The sequence below is a fragment of the Streptomyces sp. NPDC004542 genome (assembly GCF_040610035.1).
Lineage (GTDB): Bacteria > Actinomycetota > Actinomycetes > Streptomycetales > Streptomycetaceae > Streptomyces.
This window is the reverse complement of sequence record NZ_JBEXLP010000049.1, coordinates 40,627-52,835: the sequence shown is the minus strand read 5'-3', so window position 1 is coordinate 52,835 and position 12,209 is coordinate 40,627. Positions and strand designations below refer to the sequence as shown.

General features: G+C 70.4%; 13 protein-coding genes and 1 rRNA gene. 11 read left to right on the top strand and 3 right to left on the bottom strand.

The window, feature by feature from the left end; translation table 11 throughout:
- From rrf to ABZX30_RS24650, 10 genes are all read left to right on the top strand, one after another.
- A 5S ribosomal RNA gene (rrf, locus tag ABZX30_RS24695) occupies nucleotides 1-88 on the top strand; the annotation flags it as partial.
- Nucleotides 89-160: 72 nt separating this feature from the next.
- Nucleotides 161-805 carry an HAD family hydrolase gene (locus ABZX30_RS24690; protein WP_355936971.1) on the top strand — a complete coding sequence of 215 codons (645 nt, stop codon included), beginning with the start codon at nucleotides 161-163 and terminating at the stop codon, nucleotides 803-805.
- A 69-nt stretch (nucleotides 806-874) separates the two neighbouring features.
- Nucleotides 875-1,567 (top strand): VC0807 family protein, encoded by a 693-nt coding sequence (locus ABZX30_RS24685; RefSeq protein WP_355936969.1) that lies wholly within the window; start codon nucleotides 875-877, stop codon nucleotides 1,565-1,567.
- Between the two features lie 88 nt (nucleotides 1,568-1,655).
- Nucleotides 1,656-2,945 (top strand): MFS transporter, encoded by a 1,290-nt coding sequence (locus ABZX30_RS24680; protein WP_355936966.1) that lies wholly within the window; start codon nucleotides 1,656-1,658, stop codon nucleotides 2,943-2,945.
- The gene (locus tag ABZX30_RS24675) at nucleotides 2,896-4,071 is read left to right on the top strand and encodes an acetoin utilization protein AcuC (RefSeq protein WP_355936963.1); all 1,176 of its coding nucleotides are present in this window, start codon (nucleotides 2,896-2,898) and stop codon (nucleotides 4,069-4,071) included. The genes ABZX30_RS24680 and ABZX30_RS24675 overlap by 50 nt, the downstream gene beginning before the upstream one ends.
- A 251-nt stretch (nucleotides 4,072-4,322) precedes the next feature.
- Entirely contained in the window at nucleotides 4,323-5,138 is an 816-nt protein-coding gene (locus ABZX30_RS24670; protein ID WP_355936961.1) for a phosphatase, read from the top strand.
- 129 nt (nucleotides 5,139-5,267) lie between these two features.
- A complete protein-coding gene (locus ABZX30_RS24665; protein WP_004984898.1) occupies nucleotides 5,268-5,480 on the top strand; it encodes a helix-turn-helix domain-containing protein in 213 nt (70 codons plus the stop codon).
- A 134-nt stretch (nucleotides 5,481-5,614) separates the two neighbouring features.
- The gene (locus ABZX30_RS24660; RefSeq protein ID WP_003948845.1) at nucleotides 5,615-5,713 is read left to right on the top strand and encodes an AURKAIP1/COX24 domain-containing protein; all 99 of its coding nucleotides are present in this window, start codon (nucleotides 5,615-5,617) and stop codon (nucleotides 5,711-5,713) included.
- Between the two features lie 210 nt (nucleotides 5,714-5,923).
- On the top strand, nucleotides 5,924-6,985 hold the full coding sequence (locus ABZX30_RS24655; RefSeq protein ID WP_355936958.1) for an NAD-dependent epimerase/dehydratase family protein: 1,062 nt from the start codon (nucleotides 5,924-5,926) through the stop codon (nucleotides 6,983-6,985).
- A gap of 14 nt (nucleotides 6,986-6,999) precedes the next feature.
- Entirely contained in the window at nucleotides 7,000-8,061 is a 1,062-nt protein-coding gene (locus ABZX30_RS24650; RefSeq protein ID WP_355936955.1) for a lysophospholipid acyltransferase family protein, read from the top strand.
- Nucleotides 8,062-8,151: 90 nt separating this feature from the next.
- On the opposite strand, the gene ABZX30_RS24645 is transcribed toward ABZX30_RS24650, so the two are convergent.
- From ABZX30_RS24645 to ABZX30_RS24635, 3 genes are all read right to left on the bottom strand, one after another.
- A complete protein-coding gene (locus ABZX30_RS24645; RefSeq protein ID WP_355936952.1) occupies nucleotides 8,152-9,384 on the bottom strand; it encodes a DUF5667 domain-containing protein in 1,233 nt (410 codons plus the stop codon).
- A 272-nt stretch (nucleotides 9,385-9,656) separates the two neighbouring features.
- Nucleotides 9,657-10,436, bottom strand: a complete 780-nt coding sequence (locus ABZX30_RS24640; protein WP_355936951.1) for an ECF subfamily RNA polymerase sigma factor, BldN family — start codon at nucleotides 10,434-10,436, stop codon at nucleotides 9,657-9,659.
- A gap of 295 nt (nucleotides 10,437-10,731) precedes the next feature.
- Nucleotides 10,732-11,652, bottom strand: coding sequence for an HAD-IB family hydrolase (locus ABZX30_RS24635; protein ID WP_355936948.1), 921 nt, complete (start codon nucleotides 11,650-11,652; stop codon nucleotides 10,732-10,734).
- A 94-nt stretch (nucleotides 11,653-11,746) separates the two neighbouring features.
- Here ABZX30_RS24635 and ABZX30_RS24630 point away from each other — a divergent pair, with 94 nt between their 5' ends.
- Nucleotides 11,747-12,028 (top strand): glutaredoxin family protein, encoded by a 282-nt coding sequence (locus ABZX30_RS24630; protein ID WP_355936945.1) that lies wholly within the window; start codon nucleotides 11,747-11,749, stop codon nucleotides 12,026-12,028.
- Nucleotides 12,029-12,209 lie beyond the last annotated feature (181 nt).

The window sequence follows — 12,209 nt, the reverse complement described above, 5'->3', positions numbered from 1 at the left end:
CGGTTACATTCCGAACCCGGAAGCTAAGCCTCACAGCGCCGATGGTACTGCAGGGGGGACCCTGTGGGAGAGTAGGACACCGCCGAACAATTCTTGGGAAAACCCCCGCACTTCACGGTGCGGGGGTTTTCTGCGTTTCCGGCCGTTTAGGCTCGACGGCATGCGCTATGACCTGATCATCTTCGACAACGACGGCGTCCTCGTCGACAGCGAGCCGATCTCCAACCGGCTGCTGGCCGCCTATCTGACCGAACTCGGGCACCCGACGACCTACGAGGACTCCATTCGCGACTACATGGGATCCGCGATGCACCGGATCCACGACCTGGTCCTGGAGCGCACCGGACAGCGGCTGCCGGACGACTTCGACGACGTCTTCCACAGCCGCGTCTTCGCCGCGTTCGCCCGGGAGTTGAAGCCGGTGGCGGGAGTGGACGACGTACTCGCGAAGCTGGCCGCCGACGGGGTGCCGTACTGCGTGGCCTCGTCCGGGAGCCATGAGCGGATCCGGGTGGGGCATCGGACGACCGGGCTCGACCGGTGGTTCGAGGATGCGCGGATCTTCAGTTCCCAGGACGTGGGGCGGGGCAAGCCGGCGCCGGATCTGTTCCTGCACGCGGCCGAGCGGATGGGTGTCGCGCCGGGGCGGTGTGTGGTCGTGGAGGACAGTCCGCTGGGCGTCCAGGCGGCCAGGGCGGCCGGGATGGAGGTGTACGGGTTCACCGCGATGACGCCTCCGGCGAGGCTCGCCGGCGCCGGGCGGCTCTTCTCCGACATGGGACAGTTGGCAGCCCTGCTGGCCTGACAAATGTCACGCCAGGTCCTGGACGATCGTTTCTACTGCGGTACCGGCCCTCTCCGCGAAGCTGAGGGCATGACGACGAAGACGAGCAAGAAGACGAACCCCTTCGCCCCGCTGATCATGGACGTGGCGGTGCCGCTCGGGTCGTACTACCTCTTCAAGGACGCCTTCGGGACGAGCACGTTCGCGGCCCTCGCATGGAGCAGCGTGGTGCCGGCCGCGCGGACCACGTGGAGTGTGGTCAAGGAGCGCAGGACCAACGGCCTGGCCGGGCTCATCCTCGTCGTGAACGTCGTCTCCCTCCTGCTCAGCTTCGTCTCCGGTGACCCGCGGCTGATGCTCGTCAAGGACAGCGGGGTCAGCAGCACGGTCGCGATCGGCATCCTGGTCTCCGTGGTGCTCGGCAAGCCCATGATGACCGCGGCGCTGAAGCCGTTCCTCGTGAAGGACGACGCCGCCAAGGAGGCCGCATGGCAGCGGCTGGCCTCGGGCGCCGCGGCCGGCTCGGCGGTCTTCCTCCGCAAGGAGCGGGCCTTCTCCGTCGTCTGGGGTGTGGCACTGCTGGCCGAGTGCCTCGTGCGGCTGGTGGGTGCCTACACCCTGCCCGTCGAGACCATGGTCTGGCTGGGCGGCGTCATCATGGCCGTCACGGTCCTCCTCGGCTTCGTCGTCAGCGGCGCGCTCGGCGGCGGGCCCATGGAGAGCCTGGTGCGCGCCGAGGCGGCGAAGGCGGCCGAGAAGCGCGAGGTCGCGCTCGCCGGCTGAGCAGCTGATCGCCACGTGGGGAAGCTGAGCGAAATTCACCTTTGGCTTGATCTACCCACCGGTACGCCGGGGCCCTACGCTCGCCGCCATGACAGATGTGCTGCGGCGCGGCAGGGCCTCGCTGGCGTTCAGCTTCTTCGCCCAAGGCGCCACGTTCGCGCTGCTGGTGACGCGCATCCCCGCCATCCAGGACCGGTACGGCGTCTCCGACGGGCTGCTGCCCGTCTTCCTGGCCGCCGTGCCGATCCTCGCCGGAGTCGGCAGCGTGACCACCGAGCAACTGGTGAAGCGCATACGGCCCAGCCGGCTGCTGCGCTGGTCCCAGCCCGTGGTGCTGCTGGCGCTGCTGGGCGTCGGAGCGGGCGGCGAGATGGCCGAGCTGGGGGCGGCGCTGGCCGTGTTCGGACTCGCGGTCGGTGCGCTGGACGCCTCGATGAACATGCTCGGGGTGAGCCTGCAGCGGACGTACGGGCGCAGCATCATGCTGAGCTTCCACGCGGCGTACAGCCTGGGCGGGATCGTCGGGGCCTCGCTCGCCTGGGCGGGGGCGCACTGGCACCTGGCGTTGTGGGTGTCGTACCTGCCGGTGGTGGCGGTGCTGCTGCCGGCGGCTCTCGTGGGCAGCCGGTGGTACGTCGACGGTGAACCGGCGGCTGTGGCCGGTTGCGTGGACGGCTCTGCGGACGGCTCTGCGGATGTTTCCGTCGCCGGTTCCGTGGACGGTTCCGTGGATGGTCAGGGGGCGCGGGAGGACGGCGGGGGTGTCGTCTTCACGTTGCTGCTGCCGCTGTGCATGGTGATGGCGTTCGCGTACATCGGGGACTCGACCGTCTCCAACTGGAGTGCGAAGTACCTCCAGGACACGCTGGGCAGTTCGGAGCAGCTGGCGACCGTTCCGTACAACGTGTACATGGTGACCACGCTGCTGGGCCGGACCATCGGGGACTTCGGGGTGCGGCGGTTCGGGGCCGTGACGGTGGTGCGGCTGGGGACCCTGGTGGCGGCGCTCGGGTTCCTGGTGGTGGCGGGCGCGCCGGGGGCGTGGGTCGGGATGCTCGGGTTCACTCTGCTGGGGCTGGGACTGTGTGTGCTGGTGCCGCAGACCTTCGCGGCGGCGGGACGGTTGTTCGCGGGCGCGTCGGACGCGGCCATCGCGCGGCTGAACATCTTCAACTACGTCGGATTCCTGGTCGGTTCGCCGTTGGTGGGAGCGTTGGGGGACGCCTGGAGCTATCGCGGGGCGATGCTGGTTCCGATGGCGTTGGTGCTGGTGACGTTGGTGTACGCCAAGTCGTTCGCCGCTCAACCGGACCGATACGGTGGCGGGCATGAGCGGCCGCGCACAGCTGATGTGGGACGAGGCAGTAACGGGCTATGACTTCGGCCCGGACCATCCGATGGATCCGGTCCGGCTGGAGCTGACCCGGCGCCTGGTGGGTGCCTTCGGGCTCGACCGGGAGGTGGAGGTCGTCGCGGCGAAACCCGCCGGGGAGTCGACGCTGCGGCTGGTCCACCGGGAGGACTACATCGAGGCGGTGAAGGCCGCCTCGGCGGATCCGGGGGCGGCGGACGGAGCGTACGGGCTGGGGACGGTGGACGATCCCGCCTTCGCCGGCATGCACGAGGTGTCCGCGCTGATCGCTGGGCAGTCGGTGGGGGCGGCGGAGGCCGTGTGGCGGGGGGACGCGGACCACGCCGTGAACTTCGCGGGCGGGCTGCACCATGCCATGCCCGGGGGCGCCTCGGGATTCTGCGTCTACAACGACGCGGCGCTGGCGATCGCGCGGCTGCTGGAGCTGGGCGCTGAGCGGGTCGCGTACGTGGACGTCGACGTACATCACGGGGACGGGGTGCAGGCTGCGTTCTGGGAGGATCCGCGGGTTCTGACGATCTCGCTGCATGAGCATCCCCGTACCTTGTTCCCGCAGACGGGGTGGCCGCAGGAGACCGGGGCGGCGGGGGCGGCGGAGGGTTCGGCCGTCAACGTGGCCCTGCCGGCGGGGACCGGGGACGCGGGGTGGCTGCGGGCGTTCCACGCGGTGGTGCCGGAGGTGGTCGCCGACTTCCGGCCGCAGGTGCTGGTGACGCAGCACGGGGCTGACACGCACTTCGAGGATCCGCTCGCTCATCTCGCGGTGTCGCTGGACGCGCAGCGGGCCGTGCAGGTGGCGTGCCACGAGCTGGCGCACGCGTACGCCGGGGGGAAGTGGGTCGCCCTCGGTGGGGGCGGGTACGCGGTGGTGGAGGTCGTGCCGCGGTCGTGGACGCACCTGGTGGGGATCGCGGCGGGGCGGGAGGTCGCGCCGGAGACGGTGATCCCGGACGGGTGGCGGCAGGAGGTGTTCGCGCGCACGCGGCAGTTGGCGCCGGCGCGGATGACCGATGGGCGGTGGCCGGTGGGGTGGGCGTCGTGGGAGGACGGGTACGACCCGGCTGATCGCCTGGATCAGGCCGTGCTGGCTACGCGGCGGGCGGCGTTTCCGTTGCGGGGGCTGTTGGCGTAGGGCGGTCGCCGGAGGGTTCTCCGCCCCCGCCGCCCCTACCCTTCCCATCCCAGGGGCTCCGCCCCTTCGACCCCGCCAGGGGGCTGCGCCCCCTGGACCCCTGCGGGGCTGCGCCCCTGACCCTCGCGGGGATCCGCCCCGCACCTCTGGGTCATGCCGGGCGGCGTCGAGAGGGGGGAGGTGTTGGGCCGGCCGGGGGGTCTTTTCGTGTTTCTCGGGTTTTCGTGTGGTCCGTCCGTCACCATCGCTCCGTGTTGAGCACGGGAGCACTCCGCGCGCATCTGTTGGCCGCCCGGCTGGCCGGGACCGTGGCGACCTCCAGGGAGGTGAGTCTGCGTAGCTATCGGCTCTTCGTCGCCCGTGATCCGCGGGTGTTGATCGGGATGGATCCCGCGTGGGCGTGGGGGGAGCGGGACCTGATCGCGTTGATGGCGGACAAGTGCGGGGTTTCGGCCGATCCCGCGCACACTTCAGGGCATGATGTGATCGACCCGGAGCGTACGCTGGCCGCGCTGGATGCCTTCGCGGAGCGGGTCGGGGCGGTCGCCCGGCGTCGGGGGCCGGTGTTGCTGGGGACCGGGCACCCTCATCGACTGCTCGGTTTCTACGCCGCTCTTGCGGACGCCCTGTCGGCGGCGGGATGTGAGGTCCTCACACCGGCGCAGGGTCGCTGTGTCGACATAACGACCCGGTTCGGTCTACGCACGCACGCCATCGACTACGTACGAGGCGTCGGGCTGGTACGAGATCCGGAGGCCGAACGCCCCGGTGGTGAGCCCGGCGCACACACGCACTCACCGCTCCCGGTTCGGACCGCGCTGGCGGCGGCGGCCGAGGCGGGAGGGCCGTTGCCGGAGCTGGTGATCGGGGACCACGGCTGGGTCTGCGGGGCAGGTCAGCTGGGGTTCGAGGCCATCGGGCTGGCCGATACGGACGACCCGGCGCTGTTCGTGGGGGAGGCCGAGGGGTCGGTGGCGGTCGCCGTTCCACTTGATGACGGTGTGCGGTCCCCTTACTACCGTCCGCTTACCCGCTACGTACTCAATCGAGCGTGTCTGTCACAGTAGGCCGCCGATGGGTGCACCTCTTCCCCACTCGCATCACCCGCCCCTACATTGGGGAGTGAGCACGCAACGACGAAGAGTCACCGGAAGGGGAAGCCGGTGGCCGTCGAGTGCGGAAGGTTCAGGTGTGTCATGGCTGCAGCTGGCGAGAGGCCTCTGAACGAGGTTCAGTTCCTTACCGTGGCGGAAGTCGCCTCGGTGATGCGAGTGTCGAAGATGACCGTGTACCGGCTGGTGCACAGCGGTCATCTGCCCGCGATCCGGGTCGGGAGGTCGTTCCGCGTCCCGGAGCAAGCGGTCCACGAGTACCTCCGAGAGAGCTATGTGGGGGTGGAAACCGCCTGACGGCAACCGCCGGAGAACCCTCCGGAACCCCTCGATTACAAGGTCGTCGCCCGGGAGGGGTAGGCTAGCCCCTCGTAGGTCGTATGGGCCCATGGCGCCCAGCACCGAGTGATGAGAAGTGAGCGAGGGTAGTCGTGGGCTCTGTTATCAAGAAGCGGCGCAAGCGGATGGCCAAGAAGAAGCACCGCAAGCTGCTCAAGCGCACGCGCGTTCAGCGTCGCAACAAGAAGTAGGCGACGCGCGAGAGACGCGCGAGAGCGTGGCTTTGTGGCCCTCCACGGGGAAACCCGTGGGGGGCCACAGTCATATTCCGAAGGGGGAATTTCCGTCGCCTCCCGCGTCGGGCGGTCATCACAGTGCAACATCGACCCGCTAAGTTGGCCGCACACGGGGAACGCGGGCTGGGCGAAGCTGGGACGAGGGCTGGAAGGAAGGCGCTGATCTTGGGAAAGGTCGTGCTCGTGACCGGAGTGGCCCGTCAACTGGGGGGCCGTTTCGTACGACGGATCCAGCGTGACCCGGAAGTGGACCGTGTCGTGGCCGTGGACGCGGTACAACCCGAGCACCACCTGGGCGGTGCCGACTTCATCCAGGCCGACATCCGGCAGCCCACCATCGCCCGCGTGCTCGCCGAGACGGGCGCCGACACGGTCGTCCACATGGACGTGACCGGCACGGCGCTGGGCACCAGCAGCCGGACCACGGTCAAGGAGACCAACGTCATCGGCACCATGCAGCTGCTCGGCGCCTGTCAGAAGTCCCCGACGGTCAAGCGGCTGGTGGTGAAGTCCAGTACGAACGTGTACGGGTCGGCGCCCCGCGATCCGGCGGTGTTCACCGAGACGACCCCGGCGAAGTCGCTGCCCAGTGGTGGGTTCGCGAAGGACACGGTCGAGGTCGAGGGGTACGTACGGGGCTTCGCGCGCCGGCGGCCGGACGTCGCCGTGTGCGTGCTGAGGTTCGCCAACATCCTGGGGCCGACCGCGGACACCCCGCTCGCCTCGTACTTCTCGCTGCCGGTCCTGCCCACCGTGTTCGGCTACGACCCCCGGTTGCAGTTCGTGCACGAGGACGACGTGACCGAGGTGCTGCGGATCGCCTCGCACGAGCCGCGCCGCGGCACGCTCAACAGTGGCACGTTCAACATCGCCGGCGACGGCGTCCTGCTGCTCTCGCAGTGCTCCAGGAGGCTGGGCCGCCCCACGGTGCCGCTGCTGCTGCCCGCCGTCACGTGGGCCGGCTCCATGGTGCGTACGCTGGGAATGACGGACTTCTCGCCCGAGCAGATCCGGCTGCTCACCCACGGGCGGGTGGTGGCGACCGACCAGATGCGCGAGACGCTCGGTTTCCAGCCCACGTACACGACTGCGGAAACGTTTGCGGACTTCGCCCGCAGCCGCGGCCCCGGGCTGCTGCCGCCGGAGGCCCTCGCCGGGGCCGTCGACCGGATCGCCGCGCTGACCCTGCGGGGCAGCGGCCACCTCCCGACGCAGAGCGCCAACTGAGGAGCGCAGCAACGATGGCGGACGCCAAGGTCATTCCGTTCGACGACGACCGGTCCCGCGGGGGCGCCGCGCAGCGGCCGTCGCGGCGCCGGAGCGCGGGGAGCAGGCTCAAGAACGGGGAGGGGGGCCCGGTCGGCGAGGTGCAGTCCCTGCCCGGGCGGGCGCCCGTGCCGGATGATGTTCCCGTGACCAGCGAGAAGACGCCGCTCGACCGTCCGGCGGCCCGGGGCGACGAGGGCAGTCTGGAGCGGCGGATCGCCAGTGGGCTGGCCTTCCTGCGCCGCCGGCTCACCGGGGACTACGAGGTCGACGACTTCGGCTACGACGAGGAGCTCACCGACCAGGTCCTGATGTCCCTGCTGCGCCCGGTGTACGAGAAGTACTTCCGCGTCGAGGTGAAGGGCGTCGAGAACATCCCGGCCGAGGGCGGTGCGCTGATCGTCGCCAACCACTCGGGCACGCTCCCGCTGGACGGCCTGATGATGCAGGTGGCCGTCCACGACCACCACCCGGCCGGCCGGCACCTGCGCCTCCTCGCCGCCGACCTGGTCTTCGTGCTGCCGGTGGTCAACGAGCTCGCCCGCAAGCTGGGCCACACCCTGGCGTGCACCGAGGACGCGGAGGCGCTGCTCGGACAGGGCGAGCTGGTCGGAGTGATGCCGGAGGGCTTCAAAGGCATCGGGAAGCCCTTCAGCGAGCGCTACAAGCTCCAGCGGTTCGGCCGGGGTGGTTTCGTCTCCACGGCCCTGCGCAAGGGCGCCCCGATCATCCCCTGCTCGATCGTCGGGGCGGAGGAGATCTACCCGATGCTCGGCAACGCCAAGACCCTCGCCCGCCTCCTCGGCTTCCCGTACTTCCCGCTCACGCCCACCTTCCCCTGGCTGGGCCCGCTGGGGGCGATCCCGCTGCCCACCAAGTGGACGATCCAGTTCGGCGAGCCGATCCCCACGGACGGCTATCCGCCGGAGGCCGCCGAGGACCCGATGCTGATGTTCAACCTGACCGACCAGGTCAGGGAGCAGATCCAGCACACGCTGTACAAGCTGCTGGTACAGCGGCGGTCGGTGTTCTTCTGAGGTTGTCGGGGGTGGGGCAGGGGCTGTGTACGTCAGCGGGGGCGCTCCTCCTGGGAGCGGCGCCCCCGCTGACGTGGTCGCGCTCGGCCGCTAGCCGTTGTTGTCCTCGCCGTCGATGCCCAGGCCGGGGAGGAGGCCCGGCAGGAGGGGCGGGACGGTGATGTCCGGCGTGGCGGTGGGGGTCCTGCCGGTGGACGGGGAGGCGCTGCCGCTGCTCTTCGGCGGGTCGAGCAGGCCGCCCGTGCTGCCGCCGAGCAGGCCGTCGCCGGTGCTGCCGGAGGCGGAGCCGCTGGGGCTGCCGCTGCTCGGCCGACTGCCGGAGGCGGAGCCGTCGCCGGTGCCGGGCGTGGCCGACCGGTGCGTGCCGGAGGAGTCGCTGGGCGTCGAGCCGGAGCTCTGCCGCCTGCCGTCGCCGGGCTTGGCGGGCTGCGGCAGCAGGGACTGCAGCGGGGCGACCTCTTCGTCTATGGCGTCGAACACCGACGAGACCTGTTCACTGACGTCCCCGAGCTGGAGGGGCAGCTTGTCGCGGAGCGCGCCCCAGGCCTCGCGGTGGGACCGCGAGAAGGCGGAGAGGGCCTGGATGGGGCCCAGCGAGTCGGGGTCGCGCTCGTACACCCCGTGCAGCAGCCGGTGGCCTTCCGAGACGTCGTGCCGCATGCCGGACAGGGTGCGGCGGATCTCGCCGATCGACTCGTGGTCGAGGTGGCCGCCGCGGCCGCGCTCCATCAGCCGCCGCGCTTCGCTCAGCCGGGTCGAGGCCTGGTCGAGGTAGCCCTGGCCGCGCTCGTTGTCCCCGTCGGCCAGGTAGTCCAGCTTGAAGTCCTCGATGCCGCGCTTGAGGCCGTAGAGCGAGTCTCCGGGCAGGGCGTCGGAACTCGCGGCGGCCACTCCGCCGAACGCCCCGGCGGCCACACCGACGCTGAGCCCGCCGGCGGCGAGTCCCTTGGTCAGCCGTGAACGCGGTCGCAGTTTCCCCAGCGGGCTCGCCCGGTGGGCACCACGGCCCCGCTCGGAACGCTGCCCGGGAACCGAAGGGCCGGCCGCCTCGCCCGCGGTGCCTTCCCGCAGCATGGCCTCCATCGCGGCCACCAGCTGAGCCCGCTGGACGACCTTGACGTCGGGGTCGAGCTGCGGCTTGGGCAGTGCGCCGAGACCTTCTGCGAGGGCCATCAGCCGGCCCTGCTCGGTCTGTTCCGCGGCGGCCGGGCCCGGCCGCGCCGGTCCTTGGGTCTGTTCGGCCACCGTGTCCCGGTCGGACTGCTCCTCCAGGGCCTGGGCGAAGGCGTTCGCCCGCCGGTGCGCCGATACGTTCGCGATCACTGGCGGCACCTCCTCTCGTCATGACGGTCGACTCCCCAGGGGGTCCTGAGGGTTGCACGTCCTCGACCGATCCACACGATCGTGTGATCAGGGTCGACCGGGACGTGACCACAGGGAGCCTGTATCCCGCACAACGACTGGCGCGGCACTTGGGTTACGGACGGCAGGCCGTCGGATCGGAAAGTCAACAAGCTTTTACGGCGCGTGAGTTGAACGTCGCCCAGGGTGCCCGCGCGGCGGCCGTCGGCAGCGCGTGTCGGCAGCGCGCGTCCTCAGCGCGCGTCGTCCGGCAGGAGCCGGGCGAGCGTGCGCACGGCCCGGTACTGGAGGGTCTTGATGGCGCCCTCGTTCTTGCCCATGACGCGGGCGGTCTCGGCGACGGAGAGGCCCTGGAGGAAACGCAGGGTCACGCACTCCTGCTGCTGCGGGTTGAGCCGCCGCACGGCGTCCAGCAGGGCGGCGTTGGAGAGGCACTCCAGGACGGAGTCCTCCGGGGAGCGCTCGACCTCGTTGGCGTCGAGCATCTCGCCGGTGGTGACCTCGAGGCGGAAGCGGCTGGACTTGAAGTGGTCGGCGACGAGGTTGCGGGCGATGGTGACGAGCCACGCGCCGAAGTCGCGGCCCTGCCAGGTGAAGGTGCCGATCCGGCGCAGGGCGCGCAGAAAGGTCTCGCTGGTGAGGTCCTCGGCGGTCGCCCGGCCGCCCACCCGGTAGTAGATGTACCGGTAGACCGTGTCGCTGTACTGGTCGTAGAGCCGGCCGAAGGCCTCGGCCTCGCCGGCCTGGGCCCGCTCCACGAGATCCATCATCCGGGCGCTGTCGCTGTCCGCGGCCGGGCGCCGCGCGCCGGCCGAGCCGGTCGCGCGCCCTCGTCTGCCGACCGCGGCGCTGCCCTCGGCGAGTGCGTAGCACGGGCCCGCGGGCGCGGCCGTGGCGAAGGCGGGGACGGCGTACGCGGTGGGGACGAAGCCGCGCATCGTCGCTTTGACCGTCGCGACCGTCGCGCGGAGCGCAGCCAGGCCCGAGGCGTCAACCCCGATGTGTGGGTACACGGGACTCCCAGAGGCAGAGCTTCCATCACGTGCAGTGCCGGACCTTTCACCCGTCGTAGCGACGGCAGGGTGCCGGTTTGCGTCCCAGGAGAATAACGCTTCGTGCAGGCACTGCTACACCCAGTTGCTCAAAACATCGATTACGTTGCTTCCGTAATCGTTTGACGCCTGTTCAAGTGCCGCAATGTGATCGCTTTTTGATCGGAAAAGTGCGTGTTGCGGCGAACTGCGGGCGTGTTGGGTGCGGGTCGGGTAGTCGCCTCCGACCCGTGTTCGATCCGTGCGCGGTACGTGACTACCGGCGGCGCCGGTGCAGGGCGATCGCCGCCGCGGTGCCGCCCGCCACGGCGCCCACGCCCGCCGCCGCCGGGATGCCGACCTTGGCCGCCTTGCGGCCGGTGCGGTAGTCCCGCAGGCGCCAGTCCTTCTCCCGGGCGTGCTTGCGGAGCTTGGCGTCGGGGTTGATGGCGTACGGGTGGCCGACGAGGGAGAGCATCGGGATGTCGTTGTGCGAGTCGCTGTAGGCGGCGCAGCGGGAGAGGTCCAGGCCCTCCGCCGCGGCCAGCGCGCGCACCGCCTCCGCCTTGGCGGGGCCGTGCAGGGGCTCGCCGACCAGCTTGCCGGTGTAGACCCCGTCGACCGACTCCGCCACCGTGCCCAGCGCGCCGGTCAGGCCCAGCCGTCGCGCGATGACCTGCGCGATCTCCACCGGGGCCGCCGTGACCAGCCAGACCTTCTGGCCGGCGTCCAGGTGGGCCTGGGCCAGCGCCCGGGTGCCCGGCCAGATGCGGTCGGCCATGTACTCGTCGTAGATCTCCTCGCCGATCGACTCCAGCTCGGCGACCCGGTGGCCCTTGACGATGGACAGCGCCGAGTCGCGCGCGTCCTGCATGTGCTCGGGGTCCTCGACCCCGGCCAGCCGGAACCAGGCCTGCTGCCAGGCGAACTTCGCCAGGTCGCGGGTCTCGAAGAACTTCCGCTTGTACAGGCCGCGCCCGAAGTGGAACAGCGCGGCACCCTGCATCACGGTGTTGTCCAGGTCGAAGAACGCGGCGGCCCGGTCGTCGCCGAGCACCGGGAACTCCGGTTCCCGTTCCGTGACGCCCTGGGTGTCCTGCGAGGACTTGCGCGCGGCCTCCGCCGAGGCCTCGCCTGCCAACACGCTCCGCGCCGTGGCGGAGCGCCTACGGGGGGTGAGCCATCCGAGAGCGGCCATGGCGTGAGCATAGCCATTCTGTTCGGTGGTTCCGGAGTCATGAGGTTTGAAGGCTGTGAACTCTCCGCGACCCTCCCGTTAAAGAAGCGCGAGAATGGCCCGCATGAGTCCCCTCTTCCGGCGTAAGGCCGACCCGCGTGACCGGCTCGTCACACTCATCCGCAAGCCGGGCTGCCATCTGTGTGACGACGCTCAGGCGGTCGTCGAGAAAGTCTGCGGCGACCTCGGCGTGCCCTGGGAGTCGAAGGACATCACCGAGGACCGGCGGCTGCACGACGCGTACTGGGAGCAGATCCCCGTCGTCCTCGTCGACGGCAGGCAGCACACGTTCTGGCGGGTGGACGAGGGTCGTCTGCGCAAGGAACTGACCGAGTAGTCCAAGTCATGCCGAACCTGGCTTAGGATCGACGGCGAGTCGGTCTCGGGGGCGGGATTCTTGAGGAGTGTGTCGGTTTTGCCCCCACCAGTACCCGCACCGGTGGCTCCGCCGGTGAGGCGCGTGAGCCCGGTCACGTTGGGCGGGCAAATCGGACACCATCTTTGTGCACGCGTTCACA